Origin of the sequence: Priestia sp. GS2, assembly GCF_036409025.1 — a bacterium.
GTDB lineage: Bacteria > Bacillota > Bacilli > Bacillales > Bacillaceae_H > Priestia > Priestia aryabhattai_A.
In genome coordinates this window covers 345,385-371,430 of record NZ_JAZGJX010000001.1, presented here as the reverse complement: position 1 = coordinate 371,430, position 26,046 = coordinate 345,385, and the positions used below count along the sequence as shown (strand labels likewise).

Here is a 26,046-nt window from a genome sequence, read left to right as displayed (position 1 = left end):
TAATAATTTTATTGATTTACTTTTACCATTGCAGGGCGAATAATTTTATCCTTTAGCTTATACCCTTTTTGAAGTTCTTCTACGACTGTATTTGATTCATACGCCTCATCTTCTACTTGCATAACAGCTTGATGTTCATAAGGGTCGAACGGTTTTCCAACAGATTCAATTGCCTCAACACCTTCTTTTTGAAGTGCCTCAACTAATTGACGGTAAACCATTTCTACACCTTTCATTACAGACTTCGTGTTCTCATCTTCTGTGTTAACCTGTAGAGCACGGTCAAAGTTATCCAGTGCTGGTAAGATGTCTGTCACTAAAGATTGCGCACGATATTTCTGTGCTGCTTCTGCATCAAGACGAGAACGACGACGGAAATTATCGAAATCAGCTTGTAGACGTACATATCTATTTTCCTGTTCTTCAAGCTGTTGCTTTAATTGGTCAATTTGTGTTTGAAGAGTAGCCTCTACAGATTCTTCAACAGTTTCTTCTTGCTGATTTTCTGTATCTACAGTTTCTTCTACTACTTCTTCTACTTGTTCTTCTACTTGCTTTTCGTTTGACAATTCCTTCACCTCCTTAAAGTTAGAGCACGTTCATGCCGCTGTCTATTTTATCATAGGAAAGGCAGGAAGCAATATCTTCCAGCACTTTCCTTATATTTTTATTGCTTGTATAAATTCGTTAATAAGCGGGACATATCGGAAGATAACAATGTCATTAAGCTAATAGCTCGCGCATATTCCATGCGAGTCGGACCTAGTAAAGCAATGGTACCAATTTGTTCTTCACCAAACGAATACGTAGCGGTAATTAAACTGCAATCAGCCATTTCGTTCACTTCATTTTCACGACCAATTTTAACGTGAATACCAGATTTGCTAGACGTTAAAAGCTGCGAAAACTCTTTTTCATGTTCAATAATAGTGAATAAATCACGAATTTTATCGATGTTATGAAACTCAGGTTGAGCAAACATATTCGTTTTTCCACCGATAACCATTTTACCGCTTGTGTTTAGCTTTAATGCATCGTTTAAAATCGTCATCGTTTCTTTATACCCTCGAATATGATTCTTTAGCAATAACGCTACTTCTTTGTACATCTTATCATGTAGCTCAGTAATCCGAACGCCCACTAACTTATCGTTTAAAATATTGACCATCTTTTCAATATCTGATGCGCCAATTCCAGCAGGTAAAGTAATTGTACGATGCTGTACGTGACCTGCATCTGTAACAATAATAGCAACGGCTGATTCTTCAGTTAGCGGCAAAATTTGCAGCTGCTTCAGCTTATTGGTTACCGCTTTAGGGCCAAGAACAATTGACGTTAGGCTTGTTAAATCTGATAAAATCTGAGCAGATTTTTGTACAATCTCTTCCAGCTCAACAACGCGTTCAGCAAAAAGAGAATTAACCGTTGAAATATCTTCATCCGTTAATAGCTGCGGAGACAATAAATGATCCACATAATAGCGATATCCTTTTTCAGACGGAACGCGCCCTGAAGATGTATGAGTTTTTTCAATAAAGCCAAGCTCTTCTAAATCAGACATTTCATTGCGAATTGTTGCTGAGCTAAAATTAATCTCACTTTTTTTAGAAAGTGTACGAGAGCCAACAGGCTGTGCAGATCGAATAAAATCATCAATTATGACTTGTAAAATTAATAGCTGTCGATCAGTAAGCACGTTTCATCACCTCTGTTAGCACTCTAAAAGCTTGAGTGCTAAATCTAATAATAAATTACCAAATCATCATGGGTCATGTCAACGATTAGATTCCACCAATAAATGCCTGGAATACTTCATTTCCTAGAAAGCGCCCTTTTTTTGTTAATCGTAGCGAACTGTCTGTCTCTTCAAGCAGCCCTTTGTTAACATACTCTTGTATCGGTTTTGAAAAAACTTCATTCATTTCTACTTTATACTTGTCATAAAAATTAGCTTTATTCACACCATCTGTTTTGCGCAGCCCTAAAAACATTTCCTCTTCCATTCTTTCCACTTTAGAAACAGAAATTTCATCTAAGCAGGCACTCTTTGTTTCCGTAATAGTTTGCATATATTTTTTCAATGGTGCAATATTAGACCGTCTAATTCCATCAATATAACTATGTGCTCCTGCTCCTATTCCGTAGTAGTCATTATTATCCCAATATGTGAGGTTATGAAGGCTTTCGTAGCCCAAGCGAGCAAAATTGCTAATCTCATATTGAGAATATCCGTGCTTCTCCATCTCATCCATTAACATCTCGTACATGAACGCTTCATCTTCCTGGGAAGGCACGCGAAGCTGTCCTTTATTCATCAAGTTATAAAATACTGTTTTAGGCTCAATGATTAAAGAATAAGCAGAAATATGCTCTACGTCCATTGAGAACGCAATATCAAGCGTTTCTTTAAAATCAGAAATCGTTTGACCAGGCAAGCTGTACATGAGATCTAAGCTGATATTTTCAAACCCTATCTTTCTAGCTTCATCAACGGCTTGAAATGCTTGTTGGTTACTGTGAACACGTCCAATTTTTTCAAGGAGCTTTTCGTTAAATGTTTGAACTCCAATACTTAAGCGGTCTACACCGTACGCATGTAAAACTCGTAATTTCTCTGCTGTCAGCTCATTTGGGTTTGCTTCAAACGTAAACTCTTTTACATTTTGAACCGGAAATGATTCGTGAATCGATTCTAAAAAGTAAGTCAACTGCTTCTCATCGAGAGCTGTTGGAGTTCCTCCACCAACAAAAATTGTCCTTAATTGATTAGCAGGATATTTTGCTACTGTATGCCTCATCTCGTCCCTCATTTTTTCTAGATAAGGCATAACCGGCTGATTTTTGAAAAATACTTTATTAAAGTCACAGTAGTGACAAATATGATGACAAAAAGGAATATGCAAATAAGCTGCTTCAATCATTGTCTTCCACCTCAAAATAGTTAAAGTAAATGATAAAAATACCGCAGATGCTCTCTGCGGTATTTTTATCGTAACGCGCCTTTAATCGCTCTACGCTATAGTGTAACAAATCAATCAGTTATACAACACTAAACTGCTTATGTTAAATAATTCCTCACTCTTCATCCATACGTAATACAGCCATGAATGCTTCTTGTGGAACTTCTACTGATCCGACTTGCTTCATTCTTTTCTTACCTTCTTTTTGTTTCTCAAGAAGCTTACGCTTACGAGAAATATCCCCACCGTAACATTTTGCTAATACATTTTTTCGAATGGCTTTGATTGTTGAACGCGCGACAATCTTCTGACCAATAGCTGCTTGAATAGGCACTTCAAACTGCTGACGTGGAATCAGTTCTTTTAATTTTTCTACGATGATTTTACCGCGATCATATGCTGAGTCACGGTGCACAATGAAGGATAGTGCATCGACTTTTTCTGCATTTAATAAGATATCCATTTTTACGAGCTTAGATTCTTTATAACCAATTAGTTCATAATCAAAAGATGCATACCCTTTTGTGTTTGATTTTAGTTGATCAAAGAAATCATACACAATCTCAGCTAGCGGAATCTCATACACAATACTTACTCGATTTGCATCTAAGTACTGCATGTCGATGAAATTACCGCGCTTTTTCTGACAAAGCTCCATAACTGCTCCTACATAATCATTAGGAACCATCATTGTTGCTTTTACATAAGGCTCTTCAACTTTTTCAATCTTTTGAGCATCTGGCATATTAGACGGATTATCAACAGATACTTTCTCACCATCTGTCATGTATACATCGTAAATAACACTTGGCGCTGTTGTAATCAAGTCAATCTTAAACTCACGCTCAATACGCTCTTGGATAATCTCCATGTGAAGGAGGCCCAAGAATCCACAACGGAAACCAAACCCTAACGCTTGAGATGTCTCTGGTTCAAACTGAAGAGCTGAATCATTCAGTTCTAGTTTTTCTAAAGCTTCGCGTAAGTCGTTATATTTGGCTGTATCGATTGGATACAAGCCGCAATATACCATTGGATTTAATCGGCGGTAACCAGGCAAGGGTTCAGTTGCACCATTTTTAGCAAGTGTAATCGTATCCCCTACGCGTGTATCTCCTACGTTTTTGATAGCAGCTGTTAAATATCCTACATCTCCAACAGATAGTTCGTCCTGTGGAACTGCTTTTGGTGTTAACACACCAATTTCAGTAACTTCAAATTCTTTTCCTGTTGCCATCATGCGAATTTTATCGCCTGTTTTGACCGACCCTTCTACAATACGAATAGATGCAACAACACCACGATAAGCATCATAGAATGAATCAAAAATTAAGGCTTTTAAAGGCCCTTCTGGATCCCCTTCAGGAGCAGGTACTTTTTCTACAATTTGCTCTAAAATCTCTTCAATTCCAATACCTGCTTTTGCAGAAGCAAGCACTGCTTCTGAAGCATCTAAGCCAATTACATCTTCCACTTCTTGACGCACGCGTTCAGGCTCAGCACTTGGAAGATCAATTTTATTGATAACAGGTAAAATTTCCAAATCATTATCTAACGCTAAATATACGTTGGCTAATGTTTGCGCTTCAATTCCTTGGGCAGCATCCACTACAAGAATTGCTCCTTCACAAGCTGCAAGACTACGAGACACTTCATATGTAAAATCGACGTGCCCTGGAGTATCAATTAAATGGAAAATATATTCTTCTCCATCTTTTGCTTTATACTTAAGCTGAACAGCATTTAGCTTAATGGTAATTCCACGTTCACGTTCTAAATCCATAGAATCCAAAAGTTGAGCTTTCATTTCGCGCTGGGTAAGCGCATTTGTCTTTTCTAAAATACGGTCAGCCAATGTTGACTTTCCGTGATCTATATGAGCAATAATCGAAAAGTTTCTAATTTTCGACTGTCGGTTTAACTTCGCTTCTCTATCCATCATTTTTTCACTCCTACTGAAAATCGGCAAAATACACTAAAGTAAATTATAACAACACATCAGTCAACATTCAATAAACTTCTCAAGGGAGGAAGAGAGATGAGTTCAATAATAAAGCAGAGCAGCCTTAATGTGTAGCGAAACATTAAGGCTGCTCTGCTTTGTTTTTTTATACAAACAGGTTATGAAAAGCTTCGACTGCTTTTTGTATAACAGCCTGGATGCTGTTAGCTAAGCTTTTTCCAATTGAAGAAAAAAAGTTAAATGCCTTTCGCTCTTCCAGCAGCTTTTGTTTTTCTTCAAGGTCCACAACTCGTTTGTTTCCCATTACATCTGCTTCTACTTCGCCCTCGCCCGTCTTAGAAACTGTAAACACTTGCTCAATACTAGGGTCATCATACCCTTTCATCTTGATTAATCCTTGCTGGGCAGTCTGCATCCCTAATAATACGCCGAACAATAAAACAACGCTTAGCAGCAGCGACTTCATCATGAATTTCACCATGAGAATGCTCCTTTCATCTAAACATACCTATTCATTTTCGTAGTATTCATTATGGGACACTTCTGCTGATTTCATTCACTTTTAATGAGTATAAGATCCAAAGTTTCCTTGGTCCACTTCATGGTGAAGAGCTGCGTTTAATCCTCCAGCTACGACGTTAGCCATTTCTTCAATAAATAAGTCAACTTCTTTTGGTGTAACCATCAGATTATGGCCTAGTGGGGCTAACACCTCATGAATTAAACGACGCTTTTCTTCATCAGGTAACGTACCAATCATCCCCAAATATGTTTGACGATGTTCTTCGCTTGGTAAATCTTCGTCAGTTAGCTGTTTCTTTTCTCCAAACGTCATTCCAGAAGGAATAAGTGACTTCGAAGGCTTGTCTTGTTCATTCATCTCACGTCCAAAATGCTTTAAAATAAAATCAATAGTATCACTTGTAATTGATACCGCATCAACAACTGTAGGTATACCAATTGCAATTACTGGAATGCCTAGCGTTTCATAGCTAATTTCTTTTCGTTTATTTCCAACTCCAGAGCCGGGATGAATACCTGAGTCTGAAATTTGAATTGTTGCGTTTACACGTTCAATTGAACGCGCTGCCAAAGCATCAACAGCAATAATGAAATCTGGTTTGACTTTTTGTACAACCCCAAAGATAATATCGCTAGTTTCAATTCCAGTGATCCCCATCACACCAGGTATAATAGCACTTACTGGACGGAACCCCTCTTCTACGCTTTCAGGCTGTAGAGCAAATAAATGACGAGTAATTAATAAATTTTCTACTGTCTTTGGACCAAGTGCATCCGGAGTAACGCTACTGTTTCCAAGGCCGACTACTAAACAGCTTGCATCATCTGCAATATTTAAGCCTTTTATAAAATGATTCAGTTCCTTAGCAAATACTTCCTCCATCTTTTCCTGCTTTTCGGTATCCTGCTCGCGAATTCCAACAGATTCTAGAGTAAGATAGCGCCCTTTTTTCTTTCCAACCGTTTGGGCACCTTGTTCAGTTATTTCAACTAAAGAAACCTTTACTCCATCGACATCTTTTTCTTTAAAAATAACGCCTTCAAGCTCAGACTGCTTCGCTTGCTTTTCATTATCTTCAACAGCCATCGTCCTTGCTTCCACGGCTAAATCGGTGCGAATACTATATTGACTTAAATCCAAGTTTTCATTCATTGCAGACCCTCCTCAGCTATTATCATAGAAGTTAGTTTCACCTGTTGCTAATTAATTCATGCACAAGAGCGATAAAATTCCTTTTAGGTGCTATTGCATTATAGCCGTGGGTTTGATAAAATATCCTTTGTTCTTATTGTAAGAAATGTCGAGTTCTATATAATCTCGATTGCTATAATTTCGGGAGGTGAAACGAATGCCAAACATTAAATCAGCTATCAAACGTGTAAAAACTACTGAAGCTCGTCGTGCACATAACATCCAAGTAAAATCTGCTATGCGTACTGCTATCAAAAACTTTGAAGCTTTAGTTGAAAACAACGATGTAGATAATGCAAAAGCAGCATACTCTGTTGCTTCTAAAAAATTAGACAAGGCTGCACAAAAAGGTCTTATCCACAAAAACGCTGCAGCTCGTCAAAAATCTCGCTTAGCGCAAAAACTTAACGGTTTATCTGCATAATAAGCGAAAAAACGATCCCCATAGGATCGTTTTTTTTATGGTTTTTAGCCACCAGCTTGCTTTAAGAAAAACAATTGTAAAAGCAATGCTTTGTCTATTTTCCCCGTCTTCATTTCATAATCTGCTTCTGCTAGCTCTTTAATAATGTTACGTAGCACCGGCTCTTCAAACCTTCTACTTTGTTGAAGAGAAATCTTCACTCGAAAAGGATGTACTTTTAACGTTTGTGCAATTTGCTGTTGACCATACCCTTGGCCAGAAAGTTGCTTTGTATGATAAATTAAGCGAAATTGTGAAGCCAGTAAAGACAAAATTTTAATTGGCTCTTCATTATTTCGAAGCAAATCTTGATAAATATTTAACGCCTCTTTTAAATTTTTATTCATAACTGCTTCAATAAGCGTAAAAACATTTTGTTCTAACGTTTTAGCTACTAGCTCGTGTACAACTTCTCGCGTAATGACACCATTATCTCCTACATAAAGCATCATTTTTTCTACTTCATTTGTAATAATCGTAACGTTTAATCCAACAAGCTGCAACAAGAGCTGCTTAGCATCTTCATCCATTTCTACATTTCTTTTATGCAGTACATCTTTTATCCATCTCACTAAGTCCTGCTCATTCAATTCATTTGCTTCAACATACATAGCCTGCTTTTTTAACGCTTTGGTTATTTTTTTTCGCTCATCTAATTTTTCATAAGGAGCTTGCACGATTAAAGTTGAAAAAGGTGCGGGTTGCTCAAGGTAAGTCTGTAATTTACTAACATCGTGTTCTACCTTAGATTTTGATTTTTCTGCAGTTAGAAAAAAAGCATTCTTGGCAATTACCACTCGCTTATCACCTAAAAAAGGCAGCGTTTCAGCATCCTCAATTACCTGTTCAATCGGCGTTTCCTCTAAGTCATATATCGATAAATTAAACTCTTTTTCCTCGTCTGATAAGGAATATTGAATAATTTTATCTCTTGCTTTTTTCATAATAAAAGCATTTAAACCATGTAATAAATAGACGGGTTTTATGTCCTTAGAATTGATAGTTTTCAACGGATCTATTGCCAATTTTTTACGCTCCATTCTATAGTTCTTCATCTTCTATGGTATAGGTGTAATAGCGGTTTGGCAAGAATACAAAAAGGAATTGCTAAAAGTAGCAATTCCTCAGTTTATAATAAACACTAACAAATTAAGCCCTAGGTTACTTATTTGTTAATGAGTAAACCCATATAATTATCGTTTACTTTTTTACCCCAAACAATGATTGTTAACTGTTGTCAGGTTAGGAAAACGCTTTATATTTTATAGATTTTTTAAAAAACATGGATTATACTGTAAATAGGAGGGGTGGCAATGAATCAATTTGAAGAAAGCGTTCAAAGTAAACGAAACGACGCAGTCGATTCGGCTGTAGGATTTATCGCATCATTTGGATTTTTTACTACCTTATTTATTATCGCAACGGTCATTCACTACTTTGGATCATAGATCATAAGTAGCTGCTAATGAACAGAGTTCTATTCATTAGTTGAATCGGTAAACGAGATAGAAAATCAGCAATACTTAGCGACTGTCATCTACAGTCGTTTTTTTTAACTTGATATAGACTATGGAAGTTCTGTGTAAAAGGTTCCTTTGTTTTTTCGAAATGTATACGTAATTGCACCGTTTTCATCTGTTCGATAGATGAAAACGTTAGCTTCTTGTAGCCTTTCAACCACTTCGTTATGCGGGTGACCATAGCGATTTTTTTGGCCTGCGGATATGAGAGCAATTTGAGGATTGAGTGCACGAAGAAATGCAGGTGATGTAGACGATTTGCTTCCATGATGTGCAACCTTTAAAACATCAGCTTGTATCGAAGGAATAGTACGAAGAATCTCAGCTTCTCCCGCTTCTTCCAAATCACCTGTAAAAAGCCAACTAATTCCTCCAAGCTCTGTAAATAAAACAATAGATGAATTATTGCTCGTTGTTTCTGTACCTGTTGGTGAAAGAATGTAAAAGGAAGTATCTCCTTGTTTCCAATAGTCTCCTTTTTTAACGTAGGAAATCTGGCTATTTGCTTTTCTTGCTTGTTCGATAATATTTACTTCTAAATCTGTAAGCTGCTTCTTTTTCCCCAGTACTACCTGTTCAATTTTGACTTGATCCAGTAACGTACTGGCACTTCCGCCATGGTCATAGTCCCCGTGTGTAATCAATAACTTATTTACCTTTCGAATTCCCTTTGATTTTAAAACTGGCATAACAATATCCTTTCCCACGTCAAACAAATCACGGCGTACTTGCCAGCCTTCACTCGAAAACAGAACGCTTCCTCCTGTATCAATCAAATAGACTCCTCTCCTATATGGAAGTTCAATTAACAAGCTGTCTCCTTGGCCCACGTCAATCATCGTCACTTTCCCATATGGATTTACATACGGAAAGAGACACTGAACCACAAGTATTAAGACCGTAACTATGCTAAAAAAAGGCGTATATTTCTTCTTCTCAATGGACCATAAAACACTGTAAATGGCTATGTACAGAAGTCCTACAACCCATAAAGAAAGCTTACCGGTTGTTACTACGAATACAGGAGATACATTGTGTATTAGTTGCAGGAACCATTCGCTTAGTAATAATACATTATTTAGTATCCATTGACCGATACCTGCAATGGGTAAAAAGAAAAATGACGTAGTAAATATGAACAAACAAAGAGGGAGAATGACTGTTGAAAAAAGGGGAACATAAATCATATTAAGAGGAAGGCTTAGTAGCGAAACTTCATAGAAGTAAAACAATAATAGAGGTAGTGATCCGAGCTGTGCAATAAATGATACCAGCAGTAACTGACCCATAGTGGACGTAATTCTTTTTAAAATCACCTGTGCACTAAGCACAATAAAGAGGGTGACGACAAAAGATAATTGAAATCCTACTTGTAAAATGTAAAATGGGTTAACAGCTATCATTAACAAAAATGCCAGCGCTATGCTATCTGTTAGACTAATTTTCTTTTGATACTTTGTACTCGCTAAAGCTAACATACTCATTAACACGGCACGAATAACTGAAGGTGCCCCACCAGCGATAATGGCGTACAAAGGAAGAGTCACTAATAAAATATTCGTGGCTAACTGGCGCGTCATTCCCATTCGAATTAGCACATAAAAAAACATAAACGTCATTAGGCCAACGTGAAGACCTGAAATAGCTAGCAAATGAATGAGCCCAAAGCTTTGGTAAAGCTGAAGTAAATCAGAATCGATTTGACTCCTCTCTCCATAAATGAGCGCTTGCATAAAAGACGACGCTGGTTGAGGAACATTCTTTTGAAGATAATCAATTCCATGTTGTCGATAAATAGAAAGCCGCTGAGGAAAAGACAATTGTTTAGAAGGTTGGCATAAAGAGGGTGTAAACGTAGATGCTTTAAGCTTCCAATGAACATGCTTAGTATCCATGTACCCTTTATAGTTAAATGCGTTTGGATTTCGCCTTTCTTCAAAAGATGAAAGTTTTCCTTTTAACATACAGCGGTCATAAATCATTAAGCTTTGAACCTGCTTAACTTCACTTTCACTTTTCATATAGTATACAACAGATACTTCTTCACCTTGCGTGCTAAAGAAAAAGCGTACTTGGCTTCCATCTATATTAGGAATGGAAGAGATTTGTCCGGTAAATATTGTTTGATTCGAAGAAATCGATGTTTGATGATGAAATAAAAAAAGATGAAATAACCCAAAGAAAAAGCTGCCAATAAGAACGCAAAGGATGAAAACATAGCGTGGACATCTAAGGTATAAAAAAACTGCGTAGCTTAGTACAACTATGAGTGTAATCCATAAGAAGTGGTAGGCTAAAAACATGGTTAACATGGCGCTAACTGCTGCATATAAATAAAAGCCTTTCAAAACAGAACCTCCCACTCAAAAGAGATAGCTAGACACTAAGTGCCTAGCTTATGAATGCTGAAACAGGGAAAAAGCTTGATCTTCTAAACGAGCAATTTCTTCTTTGGAAAGATTGCTATGGTGAAGTTTCTCTAAAATACTATTTACAAAGCTCAACTTTTCTTGACTATTTAAATCAATGACGGCTTCGTTTAGCTCTACTTTTTCAAACCTTACCCCTGATTGCTTAAATAATTCAACAGCGTATGGATGATTTTTGTAGTCGTTAGCATAATAAACTGTCTTAATCCCGGCTTGAATAAGTGCTTTGCAACAATTTAAGCAAGGGAAGTGCGTTACATAAACTTCTGCATCTTCTGTTTTAACACCGAACTTAGCACACTGTAACAGGGCATTTACCTCTGCATGAATGGTTCTAACACAATGGTTATCAATAACATAACAGCCCTCATCTGCACAGTGGACCCCTCCGCTTATTGACCCGTTGTACCCTCCTGCGATAATGCGTTTATCTCTCACAATGGTAGCACCTACAGCTAAGCGCTCACACGTGCTGCGTAATGCTAATAAATGGCTTTGTGCCATAAAATACTGATCCCATGAAATTCTTGACATCGTCTACTCCCTACTTTCTTGTCTCACTATCTAGTACCTAGTGTATCGGTTAAAAGGAGATAACGTCAACGCATTCACTAATTTATTGATATCTCTGTTTTGATTTTTTCCAGTGACTTTTCCCCAATTCCTGCAACTTGTAAAATATCTTCAAGTGTTTTAAATGGTCCATTCTCTTCGCGATATGTGAGAATGGCTTGCGCCTTTGACGGCCCAATTCCATTTAAGGTTTGTAATTCTTCCAAAGTTGCTGTGTTCAAATTGACTGCACTCTTATTCTGGTCCATACTTCCCCCAGTTGACATGGGAACTACAGGCTCTTCACCGATAGCTGGAATGTAGATGACCATTTCATCAGCTACTTTTATTGCTAAATTCACATGGTTCATATCTGCTTCTTTCGTAACTCCACTCGCTCTCTCAATGGCATCCTGAACTCTAAGGCCCTCCTCAAGCTTGTAAATGCCTGGTTTTTGAACTGCCCCTTTCACATCAACAACGATTTGAGTACTGGTCGAGTCTTTTTGAGGCACATCCAGTGTTAAAGAGCTATCCTCTTGTTTTTCAGTAAATGGGAAGTCTTCTTCAACTTGAGCACTCGTTTCTACCTGGGGAAATAAAACATTTGTGTAAATTAAAAATCCACATACAACTATCGAAATGAAACCTAAAATAATCCAATGCTTTTTTGGTAAAGTCATGGTTTCCTCCTTATGGGATTATGAACTAACGTCATAAATTGGTTAATAATCTCATACTGTTTAGAAGAATAGGCTTTTGAAGGAGGGAAGTACAAGTGAATATAGGATTTATTGGAACAGGTAATATGGGGAGAATATTAATTGATGCGTTTATTGAATCAAAAGCCGTACATCCTTCACAACTAATTATTACAAACCGAACAAAAAACAAAGCAAAAACGATTCAAAAGCAGCACCGAGAAATTCAGCTGGGAGATTGTGCGGAAGAAGTTGTCCGTTCTTCACAACTTATTTTTGTATGTGTAAAACCATTGGATATTCACCCCCTTTTAATAAAAATCAAACCGCTGTTAACACAAGAACATTGCATTGTATCGATTACAAGTCCCATAAGTGTGGAACAGCTAGAAAGCATTGTGCCTACCCAAGTAGCGAGAATCATTCCAAGTATTACGAACCGTGCATTATCAGGCGTATCACTTATGACATATGGAAATCATTGTTCAGCTTTTTATCAAAACTATTTAACGAATTTATTTAGCAGCATGTCCAAAACTGTATCAATTCCACAAAACATTACAAGAGTATCATCAGATATTGTTAGCTGTGGACCCGCTTTCTTTAGCTTCTTGCTGCAAAGATTTATTGATGCTGCTGTTCAAGAAACAGAGATTTCAAAAGAAGAAGCAACCATTATGGCTAGTGATATGATTATTGGAATGGGAAAACTACTTGAAAAAGAAATTTTTACGCTTCCTACTCTACAAGAGAAAGTATGCGTAAAAGGCGGTGTTACAGGAGAAGGAATTAAAGTATTAGAAGCAGAGCTTGGAGATATGTTTGTGCATTTGTTTCAAAAAACACACGAAAAATTTGATGAGGATATCGAGCTCGTTGAAAAGCAGTTTAATTTTACGTAATCAACACTATTCACCTTTATTCAACAAAATTCCTGCTTTTTGATAAAAAAAATAAAAGAAGCTGATGCTTCTTTTATTTTTTTGCGGAGAAGAATATTCTTTCGCTGTTTTGGTTGGGAAGCTCGTCTTTAAAATCAGCGCTTACTTCAACAGCTGAAAATCCAGCTTGTATTAACCACTCTTTATACGTAGACTCTGATAGCGTTCGCTGAATATGAACTTCATCAAATCGATCGTACGCTTCAATTTCTTCATCATATACAAAGAACGTCATATCATGCTGAACGCTTTGATTCATCTCATTGTACTCACAGTTCCAAATATACGATACATCATCATCTACATATGAAAATGAATTGTCTCCAAAAACATTTTTCAGTTTGTGAGTTGAATGAACGTCAAATAACAAAAAGCCACCTGGAGCTAAATGTTCATAGACACGCGTAAACGTTTCTTTAACTTGTTCATCAGTTTGGAGATAATTGAGTGAATCGCAAAAGATAACGACACAATCAAACTGCTGCATCAATTCAAGTTCTGACATGTCTTGTTCGTATAACTTTAACATAATGCCTTCACGTTGCGCTTTCTCTTGCGCAATCACCAACATATCATCCGATAAATCAATTCCAGTGACTTCATAACCTTGCTTAGCTAGACGAATTGACATTTCACCGGTGCCGCATCCCACATCAAGAATTGACAGCTTTTTGCCTGTTCCCACCTTACGAGACACAAGCTGAATCCATTGATCATATGGAATGTCCGTCATGAGATGATCATAGACGTAAGCAAATTGCTTATAGCTGCTCATGATTGCAATTCTTCTTGTAAGTCAACAGAAGGAGCGTCTCCCCACAAACGCTCTAAATTATAGTAACCACGATCATCTTTGTGGAAGATATGGACAACAACATCACCTAAATCCACAAGTACCCAACGCGCTTCATCGTATCCTTCCATACGCTTTACCGTAATTTCGTGTTCATGCGCTTGTTCTTTTACTTCTCTTGCAATAGCCTGAACTTGCTTATCAGAGTTACCGTGACAAATGACAAAGTAATCTGCTACGAGTGAAATTCCTTGCATATTTAATGCAACTAAATCTACTGCTTTTTTATCGTCTGCTGCTTTTACCACAAGTGATAATAAATCGCGTTCGTTCATTTATTTTTTCCTCCTAAAACTAATTCATTATAAGTATACAGCGTATCTGGGAAAACGCTTTGATTTTTGCTAATTAAAAAGCTAATCGTATTTTTTAATGCTTGAAGTAACGCTTTATCTAAATTTTGCTCTGCAAGTTCTCTTACCTCTTCAACCCCAGGAAACTTACGACCTGGCTCAATATAATCAGCCACATAAATTATTTTTTCTAAAGGCGACATTCCTGGTCTCCCAGATGTGTGATAACGAATAGCATCTAGTATTTCCTCGTCTGCTATCCCCACTTCTTTTTCAACTAAAAATGCACCAACTGGAGCGTGCCAAAGTTCTGTATTTGCCTCAAGAAGATGAACAGACATGCTTTCATTTATGATAATCGCTTTCATTTCTTCTTTTGGTCGAAACTTTGCGTAATCATGAAAGATTGCAGCTAATTCAGCTTTTTTTATGTTTACATCATATCGCTCGGCCAATTTTTTAGCCGTTTCCATGACTCCTAACGTATGAATATATCTTCGTTCCGTTAACTGCTCTTTTACAACAGCTAACGCTTCACTCTGATTCATATAGCTGATTCTCCTCAATATAGTGTTTTACTGATAAAGGCACGTAAAAATCAATAGGGCCTTGCATTTTAAGACGTTCTCGTATGAATGATGAAGAAACATCCATTTGAGGTGCTTCTACTTCTAATATTGAATAAGGAGACTGCATTTTGTACCCAGGTCTTTTTACTCCCACGAATGTTACAAGCTTTTGCAGTTCCTCAATGTTGTACCATTTCGGTAAATATTCTACCATGTCCGCTCCGATGATAAAATAAAACTGATTGTCTGGATACGTTTCTTTTAAGATACACATCGTATCAAATGTATATGATATATCGTTACGTTCGAATTCAATCGATTGAACACGGAATTTAGAATAACCGTTAGTTGCCAAATTAAGCATATTTAAACGATGATTAGGGTCAATTTCTTGTTTCAAGTTTTTATGAGGTGGAATATGCGAAGGCATAAACCAAATTTCATCTAACTTTAACGAAAACAATACTTCATTTGCCATAATTAAATGTCCGATATGGGGAGGGTTAAACGTTCCACCAAAAATACCAATACGTTTCAAAAAATCATAGCTCCTTTTATTGTATTAAGCTTCTCTCGACATGTACATATACCCTATCATACGCGTATGATAGGGTATCCTTTTCTTATCGAGGTAATACGATTTGTTTGTTTTCACGTGACTCTTTATAAAGAATAATCGTATTGCCGATGACTTGAACAACTTGAGCTCTAGTACCTTTAGCTAACTGCTCTGCTACTGTGTTACGGTCTTCCTCACAGTTTTGTAAAATGCTAACTTTTAATAGCTCTCTCGCTTCAAGTGCATCTGAAATTTGTTGAACCATATTTTCATTCACTCCACCTTTACCCACTTGGAAGATTGGTGATAAGTGATGTGCTTTTGAACGTAAAAATCGCTTTTGTTTTCCTTTTAACATAAAAACCTCCATGATGCTTTTACTTTTCAGTAAGTTTCTTCAATACAATTTGTTCCATCTTTTTTTGATCAGGAACGATACCTGTCCACTTTTCAAAAGCAAGCGCTCCTTGTAATACAAACATACCTACACCATTATGACAATATGCTTGCTTTTGTTTCGCTTCTTTTAATAATTTAGTTTCTAACGGATTGTAAATAATATCACTAACAATTGTTTCTGGGCGAATATGTTGAATGTCAATTGGTACATCCTCCACATGAGGATGCATCCCCACAGATGTTGTATTAATAACGACATCAAACGTACCTACTTCTTTTTCTGCTTCGTCTAACGTGATAGCTGATGCATTAGCTTCAAATGGCAATTGATCAATTAACCTCTGTGCTTTTTCAACCGTTCGGTTACATATATAAAAAGAAGAAGGGCTATCTTTGTGAGATGCTAGCGTGTAAAAAATTGCCTTAGCCGCTCCTCCTGCACCAATAATAGCAACAGCTTTACCTTTTAAAGTGTGGCCTACATGCTGTAGTAGAGATGCCACATAGCCATCCCCGTCTGTATTATATCCAACGTAGCGGCCATTTTGATTTACAACTGTATTAACAGCTCCAATCGCTCTAGCTAAAGGGTCGACCTCATCTAAAAGGTCCATGATATCAACTTTATACGGAATCGTCACGTTAAACCCTTTAATCTGCTGCTTTTTTAGCTTCTCAACTTCAACCTTAAAGGAGTCAGGCTCAATTTGAATCGCTTCATAATGAGCGTCTATTCCTAAATTTTCAAACGCATCGTTATGCATAAGCGGTGAAAGTGAATGCCCTATTGGATAACCTATTAGTCCATATAACTGCTTCAACCTATTTCCCCTCTTCTTTATATTTAAATTAATGATTCACGTACAAATACCCCAACACCTTTTGGTGCATATGCAACTACTTTTGTACCAGGTTCGTTTACCGTCACCCAGCCAAGTCCAGAGAATACAATGTCCGTCTTATCATGCTTGATTGTAAATTCATGGGCAACAAGCTCTGGAAACTCGCTTAGCTGTTCAGGTCTTGGAGGTTGAAGCAACTCTCCTAATTGGTTTTTATACAGCTCATCTGCTTTTTCGAGCTTTGTACGATGAATAAGAAGTTCATTTGACACATAGCACGTTAGTGATTTACGACCGCCGCTTACATAATCTAATCGCGCTAATCCTCCAAAGAACAGCGTCTGCCCTTCATTTAGCTGATAAATTTTCGGCTTAATCTCTTTCTTTGGAGAGATAAGCTTCAAATCGCGTTTATCTACATAATGGGCCATTTGGTGATGATTGATAATACCAGGTGTATCATATAACGATGCGCCATTATCAAGCGGTACATCAATCATGTCAAGAGTGGTGCCAGGATATTGAGATGTTGTGATAACATCTTTTTCACCTGTAAACTCTTTAATAATTGCATTAATAAACGTTGATTTACCAACGTTTGTACAGCCAACAACATAAACATCTTTTCCAAATCGGTAGTGTTCAATTGCTTCAGCAACTTCCTTAATGCCTTGTCCTTTATGCGCACTCATTAAAAAGACATCTACGGGCTTTAACCCAAGGTCTTTTGCAGATTTCTTCATCCAGTGAATCAATTTATTTTTCTTCACAGATTTAGGAAGTAAATCTGCTTTATTCCCAACAAGAATAACGTTATTTTCGCCTACAAAACGATGTAGGCCTGGTAGCCAACTACCGTTAAAATCGAAGATATCTACTACCTTCACGACTAAGCCATCCGTTTGGCCAATTCCATTTAAGATTTTTAAAAAGTCGTCATCTGTTAAGGCTACGTCTTGAATTTCATTATAGTGCTTTAAACGAAAACATCTTTGACAGATAACAAATTCCTTTTCAAGTGCAGACTTAGGGGCATAACCAATATCGTTTGGGCGTTCTGTTTGAATTTCTACCCCACAACCCATACATTGTAGCTTTTCTTCACTCACTTTTATTCCTCCCAATTAATCATACCTTTTCTTTTCATCCACGCTAAAATACGTCGCTCCATTTTACGATTGAATTTTGTAATAAATCCATCCGTCTGCGCAACGGGCACAACTAAAATGGTATACACACCTAAGCGATTTCCGCCTAGTACATCTGTTAAGAGCTGGTCTCCAATGACAACTACTTCATCTTTTTGTAGCTCCATATCACGCAGTGCTCGTCTAAATGCTTTTCTCATCGGCTTTCTTGCTTGATGAACAAATGGTAACCCTACAGGATCTGAAAAGAGCTTAACTCTCTTTTCCACATTATTCGATACAATAGTAATCTTAATACCGTGTTCTTGCATTAACTTAAACCACTCGATAAGCTCAGGCGTTGCGTCAGGTCGATCCCACTCCACTAACGTATTATCTAAATCTGTGATAATGCCTTTTACTCCTCGCTCAATTAAATCCTCAGGTTTAATTTGCAATACACTTTTCACATGTTGGTTTGGTAAAAAAAGTTTTAACACGTATTATGCACCTCAACTATATTAATAACGTTCTAAGAACAATTTCCACCGATCATTATCACGGGGTATGTTCATTTTTCCACCAGTCATTTATATTTAAATACTACTTATTTTCATCAGCTATTTCTTTTGTTGAAATTTCTGCAGTCAAACTATAATCATATCTTAATTTCACCAAAAAAAGAATAAAATGATTAAAAACAAATGAAAAAACCTTAAAATTTCCGATATTTTCTCAAGAAACTTTTCGACAAATTATGCTAACTGGTATTCTGTGGATAATTTTATTCACATTATCCCTTTCATAGATTATGCATTATTGGTAATTATAAACAAAATACCCACAGCTTATCCACTTATAATTGTGGATAACAGAACGATTGTTCTATATTTCGATTCATGATACATTATGAATAAGAATACTATTAGGACACGAGATACTTCTTAGAATTAAAGCACCTATCTTTTTTACAGGAGGTGGCGGCATTATCATGCGAAAGTTATCAGATGAACTTCTTATCGAATCATATTATAAAGCTACACAGTTACAATTAAGTCCAGAGTTCATTCAGCTAATTGAAAAAGAAATTCAACGCCGATCATTAAAAATAACCATTCAGATTCCATCTTAACTAATAGAAGGGCCTATTTGAGAGTAGTAAAGCCTGTCCAGTACCCGTTCATCTGACAAGCTTTTCTCTTTCTTAAATAGGTTCTATTTTTTTGCTTTAGTGCAGCTAACAACCTTTATATACATTCCTATAATTTTAAGGTGCCAAACTTCAATAGTTCTTTACTAGCCTCTCGTTTACGTCTAAAATGAAATTACGATCTTTTCTATCATCATGCTATAGGAGGTCATCCTCTAAAAGGAGTGAGGAACTTGTTTTTATTAGATTATCTTGATCATACAATTAAAAAGATAAAATCCCAATCAGCAAATGCTTTAACATTACTAAATTTAAGTCTTGGTAGCTTTTCCATTTTATTCATTCTACGTGATGAATTAAAGCTTAGCTTACTGCTTATTTTTCTTGCAGCGCTAGCTGATCGCTTTGATGGAATGGTTGCCCGGAAGTTAAATATTGAATCAGAACTTGGGAAACAGCTAGATTCCATGTGCGATATTATATCATTTGGTATTGCTCCGGCTCTACTACTATATCAAAGCATCCTGTTTAGCTACGGAGCTTCTGGAGCCGTATTCGCTATTGTATATATTGCATGTGGTGCTCTAAGATTAGCACGCTTTAATATTACAGAGAACAACGGTTATTTTACAGGATTACCGATTACAGCTGCAGGTTGTTTATTAACCCTAAGCTACTTATCTGTACCTTACTTACCGTCCTATGTTTTTATGTTTTTAACCATTATTTTATCTTTCTTAATGGTTAGCACGTTTAAACTAAAGAAAGTATAACAAAAACCTCATGCGCTCGCATGAGGTTTTTTATTAATCCCAGTAACATCCAAACCAGTAAAAGCCGCCGAAAATAAGTAGTAGTACAAATAAAACAACTAGTAACCCTATTCCCCATCCATATCCTCCGCCGCCACAAGGTGGATAACATGGATAGCTTGGATAACACCCATATGCGCCATATCCATATGACATAGTTGTCACTCCTTACATACGTATTACTTATAATTTATTCAAAAAGATAGCTTATGTATGGGCAGGTGTCCATTGTGTCTGTACCTCTTAAAAAGAATTTTGCGAAACTCGCTTGTCTTGCCGTTATTTTTAACCGTACAGGCACATAGTAAGCCCGCCTAACATATAGTTTAATGTCACGGCTTTATCGCTTACACTAACTGGAGGTGTGAAAATGTCAACTATTATTACAGCGCTCGGATACTTTTTTAAAGAGTTGATATTTCTTGTGTCGTATGTTAAAAATAACGCTTTTCCACAGCCCCTATCGGCTGCAGAAGAAAAACGCTATTTAACTTTAATGGCTGAAGGAGACCAAGAAGCAAGAAACTTATTAATTGAACACAACCTTCGACTCGTAGCACACATCGTAAAAAAATTTGAAAATACGGGGGAAGACGCTGAAGATCTTATCTCAATCGGAACAATTGGTTTAATCAAAGCGATTGAAAGCTATTCTCAAGGAAAAGGTACAAAGCTCGCAACATACGCGGCAAGGTGTATTGAAAATGAAATTTTAATGCATTTGAGAGCTTTAAAGAAAACAAAAAAGGACGTGTCGTTGCACGATCCAATTGGCCAAGATAAAGAAGGAAATGAAATTAGCCTTATTGACATTTTAAAATCCGAATCGGATGATGTCATTGATATGATTCAGCTAAATATGGAATTAGAGAAAATTAAAGAGTATATCGACATTCTTGATGAACGTGAGAAAGAGGTAATTGTTGGACGATTCGGACTCGATTTACAGAAAGAAAAAACCCAGCGTGAAATAGCTAAGGAACTCAATATATCTAGAAGCTATGTTTCTCGCATTGAGAAACGCGCATTAATGAAGATGTTTCATGAGTTTTATCGTGCTGAAAAAGAAAAAAAGAAAAATGGAAAGAAAAATTAACTCTTTTTCCACTTTTCTTTATACATCTTTATGACGAAATCTCATCTTTTATTTTTTTCTTTAACTTTTTAGCTTGATAAGCAAAGTAAAAGGCTACTATTAATAAAACAACATCTACTCCAGACATGAACATTAATTGAACAAATGTTTTTTCACCTTGCCCAATTAATACACCAATATATAAAAATGTACCTATAGCTAACAATACATAAATAAATCGTCGATAATCTTCTATTTTTTGTTTAATTAATTTTAATTCTTTTTGATTCATAAGCTTCACCCTTTTCCCCTAAGCTTTTTACGTTTCTTAGTACGTGTGGTGACTAGAAATCCTATCTTTATGGTAACATACAGAACACCAGCACAAGGGTGACAATTTATGTAAATAAAAGAGATTGGGAGTTCACCCAATCTCTTTTATTTTAAGCCATTTGATAAATCTTCAATTAAGTCTTCTACATCTTCAAGACCTACTGATATACGTACTAGTCCGTCCGTTATTCCTAACTCCTTGCGACGATCAGCTGGAATAGAAGCATGTGTCATTTTAGCAGGTAAAGAAATTAAACTTTCCACCGCTCCTAAACTTTCAGCCAACGTGAAGTATTTTACCGTAGTTAATAGCTTATTAGCCTGCTCTTCACTGCCTACATCAAATGATACCATACCACCAAACCCTCTTCCTTGCTGCTTAGCAATTGCGTGGTTTGGATGACTTTCAAGGCCTGGGTAGTAAACTTTTTGTACCGCTGGATGATTGCTTAAGTAGTCCACAATTTTCTTTGTGTTTGCTTCATGCTCTTCCATGCGAATTCCTAACGTTTTCATCCCTCTCATGAGTAACCATGAGTCTTGTGGACCTAAGATACCACCAGTTGAATTTTGAATAAAATGAAGTTCTTCTGCCAGTTCTTTTGAATTCACAACAGCTAAGCCAGCGACAACATCACTGTGGCCTCCTAGATACTTTGTTGCACTATGGAGAACAATATCCGCTCCTTGCTCAATTGGGTTTTGCCAGTATGGTGTGCTAAATGTATTATCGACAATCGTTACTAAATCATGCTTTTTCGCTATTTGTGTAGCTTCTGAAATATCGGTGATTTTCAATAATGGGTTTGTTGGTGTTTCAATGTACAGTGCTTTTGTATTTTCTTTAATTTCTTTTTCGATGTTTGCAACATTACTTGTATCAACAAATGTCGCTTCAATGCCGATACGATTTAACACTTTTGTAATTACACGATACGTACCGCCATATACATCATCCGTTAAAATAACATGGTCACCGCTGTTAAACAACATCATAACCGCTGTAACTGCAGCCATCCCCGATCCAAACGCAAATCCTGCTTCTCCTCCTTCAAGGTCTTTAATTAATTCTTCTAGAGCATGTCTAGTTGGATTTCCAGTACGTGAATATTCATAGCCTTTGTGTTTCCCAACTTCTTCTTGCTTGTACGTGCTTACTTGATAAATTGGAACTGATACTGCTCCAGTATGTTGATCTCCTGCAATTCCACCGTGAATAAGCTGTGTTTTACGCTTCATTATTTAAATACCTCCATCATAAATTTTTTTACTTAAATATCGTTCACTGCTATCTGGGAAAATAGTAAGGATATTTGTACCAGGCTCAGCTTTTTGTGCTTCTTTTAGTGCGGCCATAAAAGCAGCTCCTGATGAACTCCCTACTAATAGCCCCTCTCTTACCGCTAGCTCTTGAACGGCTTTAAATGCTAAGTCATCTTTAATAGTATGAATATCATCAAAATAACTTGTATCCATGTAACTTGGTACAAATTCCATTCCAATGCCTTCTGTTTTGTGAGGCCCTGGTTGGCCACCATTTAAAATTGATCCTTCTGGCTCCACAATCACTGTTTTTATTGATGAATTTTGTTCTTTTAAATACTGAGCAGTACCCATAAACGTACCACCTGTCCCTGCTCCTGCCACAAATATATCGATTTGACCATCGAGCTGTTCATATACCTCTGGACCTAACGTTTTATAATACGTTAGAGGATTATCAGCATTTGCAAACTGCTGCGGGCAGTAAGAGTTTGGAATAGCTTCAACAAGCTCTTTTGCTTTTTGAATAGCTCCTTTCATTCCCTCACTCGTAGGCGTATGAATAACTTTCGCACCAAGGGCTTTCATAAGCTCCTGTTTTTCAATGCTAAACTTTTCAGGAATACATACAATAACATTTAAATTGTATGGAACAGCTGCTAGAGCAAGCCCGATCCCGGTATTTCCTGCAGTTGGTTCAACTATCGTCCCACCATCAGTAACCTTCCCTTCAGCAAGTGCTCTTTCAATTAGCTCTTTTCCAAGACGATCTTTAATACTTCCTCCAGGGTTAAAGTATTCAAGCTTGGCAAATAATCTTACATCTGTAGGAAGCGAGAATTTTGTAATTTCAATGATAGGGGTTTTTCCAATTAATTCATGGATACTTTTTACGACTTCCATGATGCCAACACCTCTTTAGTAGAAGTTACCATTTATAGTTAACATACCTGTTTAGTATGAATTAAATTCCAATAGTACCAATACTATAAAATAGCATTGGTAACATTAGATAGCTTTTATTATTTTAATTTGGATAAAAAGTTTAATACTAAGTTTGTAGAGTTTACAGCTGCCTTTTCAAGGAACTGATCAAACGATACATCTGATTCTTTACCAGCAATATCAGATAATGCACGGATGATAACGAAAGGCACTTTAAACTGGTGACAAACCTGAGCCACTGCAGCTGCTTCCATTTCGGCTGCCATTAATTCTGGAAATTTTTCTCTTACAAATTCAACGCGAACTGGATCATTCATAAATGAGTCACCCGTTGCGATTAAACCTTTAGCTACTTTCATATCCGTTACTTCTTGTGCACTTTGTTCTGCGATCTCAACAAGTTTTTCGTCAGCTTGATATGCAGCTGGTAAATTTGGAACTTGACCGTACTCATAGCCAAATGCTGTTACATCAACATCATGATGACGTACTTCCGATGAAATAATTGCATCTCCAACATTTAGATCTGGATGAAACCCACCAGCAGATCCTGTGTTAATTACATAATCTGGCTGAAATTTCTCTAATAAAATTGCTGTTGATAATGCAGCATTTACTTTTCCAATTCCCGACTTCAACAGTACTACCTCAACTCCATTGATTGTACCAGTTGAATATTCGCAGCCTGCAATGACTGTTTCTTCTCTGTTTTCTACCTTGTCTCGGAGAATGGTTACTTCTTCCTCCATAGCACCAATGATTGCTACTTTCATTATACGAACCTCTTTCTGTTATTGTTTCGTTGCCTCCACAATCCAAACGAAATGATTGAAACGTTCAAAAGTTGCTTCAAACCCATTTTGCTCAAAAAGATTTTTTAAGACAGGGATCGTTGTATAATATTCTCTTTGTAAGTCTTCCGCTAAGTTAAAGAATTTATGTTGCTTAGCATATTCAATCGTCTCTTGAAACGCTTCGTTTGTTTCAAACATCGTGTCAGCAAACACTATTTTACCATCTGTTTGTAGAAGGTTGCTATAGTTTCTAATCGCAAGCTCTTTTTCTTTATCTGTTAAGTGATGAAAAGCATAAGTACTAACAATTGTATCAACCTGCTCTTTTGGAGCAGGAAACGCTAAGAAATCGCCGTCAGATAAAGTAGCTAGTTCACCTAGCTTTCCTGCCGCAAGCTTTCGCATTGAATTTGAAGGCTCAATTCCTGTTACGGTTAAATTGTTTTCCAGCAGTTTTTTCGTTAAGTTCCCGGTTCCAACACCGAATTCAATTACGCTTCCTGATGAACGATTTGCAACTGCTTGTAAAATCTCTTCATAGTTTCGAAAAACTTCTTGATATTCTTGATCATGCCCTTCAACAGTCGAATCATAGTTTTCTGCCCATTTTTCAAAGATGTTTAAAAACTCTCTTCCCATCTATCTCACCCTCATGTTTAAATTTGTTACTATCCAAGTTATTTTTGTACAATAAAAAGTTGCTGTTATTTAAAAGGTCATTTTTCTTTTCCTTATAATTCTTATAGATATAGTATGATTTAAAAGTTTAATTGTTCTTAAAGTATCATAATAAATTTATTTCGGCAAGAATTCTTGTTAAAATAAAGCTTGGTAAATATGGGATGCAGAAAGGAAAGAATAACTATGAACTTTCAGTTTGATATGATTGAGGATAAGATTGAGTTTTTTGAATCACATGATTTAAAGGATTTAGAAAAGCAAATTAGCAACAAAATTGAACAAAATAAAGCTATCTTGTTAGAAGTAAAAAGTGTGTCACATCAAATGGCAGTGGACTATGACAAAGGTAAAAAGCTCTACTCTGCTGTTGTTCATTTCAAATTAAAAAAGCAGCGCTAATAAAAGCGCCGCTTTTTTGTTAAGATAATTTTTCAACGACAGTTGGTTTCCAACCTTCGTTTTCTACCCATTCAATCTCCACTCGATATTTTACTGAACCTTCACCTTTAGGGCTAATTGTTGCCACTGCTTTTTCAGGAGCACCATTATTACCTAAACGCCATACTGTCATATCGCTTGGATTAACACCTACTCCAGCACCAACGGCTGCAAGCATTTCATTCCAGTCAGTTGAACCTTTTTTATACGTAGCTGCTGGCTTTTCACCTTGCTCTGTACCTACAGGTTCCCAAGATGGATCTACTGTACGGCTTTCAACACCTGGCTCAGGATTTTCTTCCACTTCTACATCAGAAGATTCCTCTTGCTCTGTTGCTTCATCATCCGTTGCATTTTCATCCGCTTCTTCATCAGCTGCAGGTTCCTCCGTGTTTTCTTCAGGAGTATTTTGCTCCGTATCATTATTATTTTCGGACTTTGGCGTTTGCTCATTATTCTGTTCTGGAGATGTCTCATCTGATCCTCCTCCAAGAATAAGTGAGCCACCGATAAAGACAATCAATACCGCAACTACGGCAATTAACACATTATATAATCGGTTAACCTTTTTTTCTTTGTTTTGATGTCTTGAAGAACGATTGTTATTCATTGCTACAACTTCCTCCAACTTTTATAATGTTCTATTTTACCATGTGTTTGGAAATTCATG

General features: G+C 36.8%; 32 protein-coding genes. 7 read left to right on the top strand and 25 right to left on the bottom strand.

Annotated features, from left to right (window positions below; all coding sequences use genetic code 11):
• Positions 1 to 8: 8 nt before the first annotated feature.
• The 6 genes from grpE to gpr all read right to left on the bottom strand — a co-directional run bounded on the left by grpE (position 9) and on the right by gpr (position 6,598).
• Positions 9 to 578, bottom strand: a complete 570-nt coding sequence (gene grpE / locus V2145_RS01895; protein ID WP_397428322.1) for a nucleotide exchange factor GrpE — start codon at positions 576 to 578, stop codon at positions 9 to 11.
• A gap of 89 nt (positions 579 to 667) precedes the next feature.
• On the bottom strand, positions 668 to 1,696 hold the full coding sequence (hrcA, locus tag V2145_RS01890; protein WP_094910849.1) for a heat-inducible transcriptional repressor HrcA: 1,029 nt from the start codon (positions 1,694 to 1,696) through the stop codon (positions 668 to 670).
• A gap of 85 nt (positions 1,697 to 1,781) precedes the next feature.
• Positions 1,782 to 2,921, bottom strand: a complete 1,140-nt coding sequence (gene hemW, locus V2145_RS01885; RefSeq protein ID WP_094910850.1) for a radical SAM family heme chaperone HemW — start codon at positions 2,919 to 2,921, stop codon at positions 1,782 to 1,784.
• A 154-nt stretch (positions 2,922 to 3,075) separates the two neighbouring features.
• A complete protein-coding gene (lepA, locus tag V2145_RS01880; protein WP_094910851.1) occupies positions 3,076 to 4,902 on the bottom strand; it encodes a translation elongation factor 4 in 1,827 nt (608 codons plus the stop codon).
• Positions 4,903 to 5,068: 166 nt separating this feature from the next.
• Entirely contained in the window at positions 5,069 to 5,404 is a 336-nt protein-coding gene (locus V2145_RS01875; protein WP_094910852.1) for a DUF3679 domain-containing protein, read from the bottom strand.
• A gap of 81 nt (positions 5,405 to 5,485) precedes the next feature.
• Positions 5,486 to 6,598 carry a GPR endopeptidase gene (gpr, locus tag V2145_RS01870; protein ID WP_094910853.1) on the bottom strand — a complete coding sequence of 371 codons (1,113 nt, stop codon included), beginning with the start codon at positions 6,596 to 6,598 and terminating at the stop codon, positions 5,486 to 5,488.
• Between the two features lie 196 nt (positions 6,599 to 6,794).
• Between gpr and rpsT the strand changes: the two genes are divergently transcribed.
• Positions 6,795 to 7,061, top strand: coding sequence for a 30S ribosomal protein S20 (gene rpsT, locus V2145_RS01865; RefSeq protein WP_094910854.1), 267 nt, complete (start codon positions 6,795 to 6,797; stop codon positions 7,059 to 7,061).
• 44 nt (positions 7,062 to 7,105) lie between these two features.
• Here rpsT and holA read toward each other — a convergent pair whose 3' ends face one another.
• On the bottom strand, positions 7,106 to 8,140 hold the full coding sequence (holA, locus tag V2145_RS01860) for a DNA polymerase III subunit delta (protein ID WP_311856630.1): 1,035 nt from the start codon (positions 8,138 to 8,140) through the stop codon (positions 7,106 to 7,108).
• A gap of 273 nt (positions 8,141 to 8,413) precedes the next feature.
• On the opposite strand from holA, the gene V2145_RS01855 reads away from it, so the two are divergent.
• Positions 8,414 to 8,548: a YqzM family protein gene (locus tag V2145_RS01855; RefSeq protein WP_025911668.1), complete on the top strand. Its 135-nt coding sequence runs from the start codon at positions 8,414 to 8,416 to the stop codon at positions 8,546 to 8,548.
• Positions 8,549 to 8,667: 119 nt separating this feature from the next.
• Here the strand turns inward: V2145_RS01855 and V2145_RS01850 are convergent, their stop codons facing one another.
• The 3 genes from V2145_RS01850 to V2145_RS01840 form a co-directional block, all read right to left on the bottom strand.
• The gene (locus V2145_RS01850; RefSeq protein WP_330987273.1) at positions 8,668 to 10,968 is read right to left on the bottom strand and encodes a DNA internalization-related competence protein ComEC/Rec2; all 2,301 of its coding nucleotides are present in this window, start codon (positions 10,966 to 10,968) and stop codon (positions 8,668 to 8,670) included.
• A gap of 48 nt (positions 10,969 to 11,016) precedes the next feature.
• On the bottom strand, positions 11,017 to 11,583 hold the full coding sequence (locus tag V2145_RS01845) for a ComE operon protein 2 (RefSeq protein ID WP_094910857.1): 567 nt from the start codon (positions 11,581 to 11,583) through the stop codon (positions 11,017 to 11,019).
• A 77-nt stretch (positions 11,584 to 11,660) separates the two neighbouring features.
• Complete coding sequence (locus V2145_RS01840; RefSeq protein WP_094910858.1) at positions 11,661 to 12,284, bottom strand: helix-hairpin-helix domain-containing protein; 624 nt, start codon at positions 12,282 to 12,284, stop codon at positions 11,661 to 11,663.
• A gap of 95 nt (positions 12,285 to 12,379) precedes the next feature.
• Between V2145_RS01840 and comER the strand changes: the two genes are divergently transcribed.
• The gene (gene comER, locus V2145_RS01835) at positions 12,380 to 13,204 is read left to right on the top strand and encodes a late competence protein ComER (protein ID WP_094910859.1); all 825 of its coding nucleotides are present in this window, start codon (positions 12,380 to 12,382) and stop codon (positions 13,202 to 13,204) included.
• 73 nt (positions 13,205 to 13,277) lie between these two features.
• On the opposite strand, the gene V2145_RS01830 is transcribed toward comER, so the two are convergent.
• From V2145_RS01830 to V2145_RS01795, 8 genes are all read right to left on the bottom strand, one after another.
• Positions 13,278 to 14,018, bottom strand: a complete 741-nt coding sequence (locus V2145_RS01830) for a class I SAM-dependent DNA methyltransferase (protein ID WP_311856615.1) — start codon at positions 14,016 to 14,018, stop codon at positions 13,278 to 13,280.
• Positions 14,015 to 14,371, bottom strand: coding sequence for a ribosome silencing factor (gene rsfS, locus V2145_RS01825; protein ID WP_025911675.1), 357 nt, complete (start codon positions 14,369 to 14,371; stop codon positions 14,015 to 14,017). The genes V2145_RS01830 and rsfS overlap by 4 nt, the downstream gene beginning before the upstream one ends.
• Positions 14,368 to 14,937 carry a bis(5'-nucleosyl)-tetraphosphatase (symmetrical) YqeK gene (gene yqeK, locus V2145_RS01820; protein ID WP_094910861.1) on the bottom strand — a complete coding sequence of 190 codons (570 nt, stop codon included), beginning with the start codon at positions 14,935 to 14,937 and terminating at the stop codon, positions 14,368 to 14,370. The genes rsfS and yqeK overlap by 4 nt, the downstream gene beginning before the upstream one ends.
• Positions 14,924 to 15,496 (bottom strand): nicotinate-nucleotide adenylyltransferase, encoded by a 573-nt coding sequence (locus tag V2145_RS01815; protein ID WP_330987272.1) that lies wholly within the window; start codon positions 15,494 to 15,496, stop codon positions 14,924 to 14,926. Before V2145_RS01815 ends, yqeK begins: the two co-directional genes overlap by 14 nt.
• An 85-nt stretch (positions 15,497 to 15,581) precedes the next feature.
• On the bottom strand, positions 15,582 to 15,875 hold the full coding sequence (gene yhbY, locus V2145_RS01810; protein WP_094910863.1) for a ribosome assembly RNA-binding protein YhbY: 294 nt from the start codon (positions 15,873 to 15,875) through the stop codon (positions 15,582 to 15,584).
• Between the two features lie 19 nt (positions 15,876 to 15,894).
• Entirely contained in the window at positions 15,895 to 16,737 is an 843-nt protein-coding gene (gene aroE, locus V2145_RS01805) for a shikimate dehydrogenase (RefSeq protein ID WP_094910921.1), read from the bottom strand.
• 23 nt (positions 16,738 to 16,760) lie between these two features.
• Entirely contained in the window at positions 16,761 to 17,867 is a 1,107-nt protein-coding gene (yqeH, locus tag V2145_RS01800) for a ribosome biogenesis GTPase YqeH (RefSeq protein WP_094910864.1), read from the bottom strand.
• Positions 17,868 to 17,869: 2 nt separating this feature from the next.
• A complete protein-coding gene (locus V2145_RS01795) occupies positions 17,870 to 18,385 on the bottom strand; it encodes a YqeG family HAD IIIA-type phosphatase (protein ID WP_094910865.1) in 516 nt (171 codons plus the stop codon).
• A gap of 491 nt (positions 18,386 to 18,876) precedes the next feature.
• On the opposite strand from V2145_RS01795, the gene V2145_RS01790 reads away from it, so the two are divergent.
• Positions 18,877 to 19,017, top strand: coding sequence for a sporulation histidine kinase inhibitor Sda (locus V2145_RS01790; RefSeq protein ID WP_025911687.1), 141 nt, complete (start codon positions 18,877 to 18,879; stop codon positions 19,015 to 19,017).
• A 251-nt stretch (positions 19,018 to 19,268) separates the two neighbouring features.
• Entirely contained in the window at positions 19,269 to 19,808 is a 540-nt protein-coding gene (pssA, locus tag V2145_RS01785) for a CDP-diacylglycerol--serine O-phosphatidyltransferase (RefSeq protein ID WP_094910866.1), read from the top strand.
• 33 nt (positions 19,809 to 19,841) lie between these two features.
• On the opposite strand, the gene V2145_RS01780 is transcribed toward pssA, so the two are convergent.
• Positions 19,842 to 20,003: a hypothetical protein gene (locus V2145_RS01780; protein WP_165932596.1), complete on the bottom strand. Its 162-nt coding sequence runs from the start codon at positions 20,001 to 20,003 to the stop codon at positions 19,842 to 19,844.
• A 214-nt stretch (positions 20,004 to 20,217) separates the two neighbouring features.
• On the opposite strand from V2145_RS01780, the gene sigK reads away from it, so the two are divergent.
• A complete protein-coding gene (gene sigK, locus V2145_RS01775; RefSeq protein WP_311856609.1) occupies positions 20,218 to 20,943 on the top strand; it encodes an RNA polymerase sporulation sigma factor SigK in 726 nt (241 codons plus the stop codon).
• A 28-nt stretch (positions 20,944 to 20,971) separates the two neighbouring features.
• Here the strand turns inward: sigK and V2145_RS01770 are convergent, their stop codons facing one another.
• The 5 genes from V2145_RS01770 to V2145_RS01750 all read right to left on the bottom strand — a co-directional run bounded on the left by V2145_RS01770 (position 20,972) and on the right by V2145_RS01750 (position 24,896).
• On the bottom strand, positions 20,972 to 21,214 hold the full coding sequence (locus V2145_RS01770) for a YrhC family protein (protein ID WP_311856981.1): 243 nt from the start codon (positions 21,212 to 21,214) through the stop codon (positions 20,972 to 20,974).
• A gap of 146 nt (positions 21,215 to 21,360) precedes the next feature.
• Complete coding sequence (locus tag V2145_RS01765) at positions 21,361 to 22,494, bottom strand: bifunctional cystathionine gamma-lyase/homocysteine desulfhydrase (protein WP_210609531.1); 1,134 nt, start codon at positions 22,492 to 22,494, stop codon at positions 21,361 to 21,363.
• A gap of 3 nt (positions 22,495 to 22,497) precedes the next feature.
• Positions 22,498 to 23,421 carry a PLP-dependent cysteine synthase family protein gene (locus tag V2145_RS01760; RefSeq protein WP_094910869.1) on the bottom strand — a complete coding sequence of 308 codons (924 nt, stop codon included), beginning with the start codon at positions 23,419 to 23,421 and terminating at the stop codon, positions 22,498 to 22,500.
• A gap of 119 nt (positions 23,422 to 23,540) precedes the next feature.
• Positions 23,541 to 24,236, bottom strand: a complete 696-nt coding sequence (gene mtnN, locus V2145_RS01755) for a 5'-methylthioadenosine/S-adenosylhomocysteine nucleosidase (protein ID WP_094910870.1) — start codon at positions 24,234 to 24,236, stop codon at positions 23,541 to 23,543.
• Between the two features lie 18 nt (positions 24,237 to 24,254).
• Complete coding sequence (locus V2145_RS01750) at positions 24,255 to 24,896, bottom strand: class I SAM-dependent methyltransferase (protein WP_094910871.1); 642 nt, start codon at positions 24,894 to 24,896, stop codon at positions 24,255 to 24,257.
• A 225-nt stretch (positions 24,897 to 25,121) separates the two neighbouring features.
• Between V2145_RS01750 and V2145_RS01745 the strand changes: the two genes are divergently transcribed.
• Positions 25,122 to 25,337 (top strand): DUF2536 family protein, encoded by a 216-nt coding sequence (locus tag V2145_RS01745; protein WP_094910872.1) that lies wholly within the window; start codon positions 25,122 to 25,124, stop codon positions 25,335 to 25,337.
• A 19-nt stretch (positions 25,338 to 25,356) separates the two neighbouring features.
• On the opposite strand, the gene V2145_RS01740 is transcribed toward V2145_RS01745, so the two are convergent.
• Positions 25,357 to 25,986, bottom strand: a complete 630-nt coding sequence (locus V2145_RS01740; RefSeq protein ID WP_094910873.1) for a YrrS family protein — start codon at positions 25,984 to 25,986, stop codon at positions 25,357 to 25,359.
• Positions 25,987 to 26,046 lie beyond the last annotated feature (60 nt).

Bases quoted from the DNA above. Each gene is read 5' to 3' on its own strand.
- V2145_RS01875 (WP_094910852.1), bottom strand. From the start codon at position 5,404: ATGGTGAAATTCATGATGAAGTCGCTGCTGCTAAGCGTTGTTTTATTG.
- V2145_RS01840 (WP_094910858.1), bottom strand. From the start codon at position 12,284: ATGACTTTACCAAAAAAGCATTGGATTATTTTAGGTTTCATTTCGATA.
- mtnN (WP_094910870.1), bottom strand. From the start codon at position 24,236: ATGAAAGTAGCAATCATTGGTGCTATGGAGGAAGAAGTAACCATTCTC.
- rpsT (WP_094910854.1), top strand. From the start codon at position 6,795: ATGCCAAACATTAAATCAGCTATCAAACGTGTAAAAACTACTGAAGCT.
- V2145_RS01740 (WP_094910873.1), bottom strand. From the start codon at position 25,986: ATGAATAACAATCGTTCTTCAAGACATCAAAACAAAGAAAAAAAGGTT.
- V2145_RS01845 (WP_094910857.1), bottom strand. From the start codon at position 11,583: ATGTCAAGAATTTCATGGGATCAGTATTTTATGGCACAAAGCCATTTA.
- V2145_RS01745 (WP_094910872.1), top strand. From the start codon at position 25,122: ATGAACTTTCAGTTTGATATGATTGAGGATAAGATTGAGTTTTTTGAA.
- holA (WP_311856630.1), bottom strand. From the start codon at position 8,140: ATGGAGCGTAAAAAATTGGCAATAGATCCGTTGAAAACTATCAATTCT.
- V2145_RS01770 (WP_311856981.1), bottom strand. From the start codon at position 21,214: ATGAATCAAAAAGAATTAAAATTAATTAAACAAAAAATAGAAGATTAT.
- V2145_RS01765 (WP_210609531.1), bottom strand. From the start codon at position 22,494: ATGAAGCGTAAAACACAGCTTATTCACGGTGGAATTGCAGGAGATCAA.
- V2145_RS01780 (WP_165932596.1), bottom strand. From the start codon at position 20,003: ATGTCATATGGATATGGCGCATATGGGTGTTATCCAAGCTATCCATGT.
- rsfS (WP_025911675.1), bottom strand. From the start codon at position 14,371: ATGAACGAACGCGATTTATTATCACTTGTGGTAAAAGCAGCAGACGAT.
- V2145_RS01855 (WP_025911668.1), top strand. From the start codon at position 8,414: ATGAATCAATTTGAAGAAAGCGTTCAAAGTAAACGAAACGACGCAGTC.
- hemW (WP_094910850.1), bottom strand. From the start codon at position 2,921: ATGATTGAAGCAGCTTATTTGCATATTCCTTTTTGTCATCATATTTGT.
- V2145_RS01790 (WP_025911687.1), top strand. From the start codon at position 18,877: ATGCGAAAGTTATCAGATGAACTTCTTATCGAATCATATTATAAAGCT.
- lepA (WP_094910851.1), bottom strand. From the start codon at position 4,902: ATGATGGATAGAGAAGCGAAGTTAAACCGACAGTCGAAAATTAGAAAC.
- yqeK (WP_094910861.1), bottom strand. From the start codon at position 14,937: ATGAATCAGAGTGAAGCGTTAGCTGTTGTAAAAGAGCAGTTAACGGAA.
- V2145_RS01760 (WP_094910869.1), bottom strand. From the start codon at position 23,421: ATGGAAGTCGTAAAAAGTATCCATGAATTAATTGGAAAAACCCCTATC.
- gpr (WP_094910853.1), bottom strand. From the start codon at position 6,598: ATGAATGAAAACTTGGATTTAAGTCAATATAGTATTCGCACCGATTTA.
- V2145_RS01830 (WP_311856615.1), bottom strand. From the start codon at position 14,018: ATGAGCAGCTATAAGCAATTTGCTTACGTCTATGATCATCTCATGACG.
- yhbY (WP_094910863.1), bottom strand. From the start codon at position 15,875: ATGTTAAAAGGAAAACAAAAGCGATTTTTACGTTCAAAAGCACATCAC.
- sigK (WP_311856609.1), top strand. From the start codon at position 20,218: ATGTCAACTATTATTACAGCGCTCGGATACTTTTTTAAAGAGTTGATA.
- V2145_RS01750 (WP_094910871.1), bottom strand. From the start codon at position 24,896: ATGGGAAGAGAGTTTTTAAACATCTTTGAAAAATGGGCAGAAAACTAT.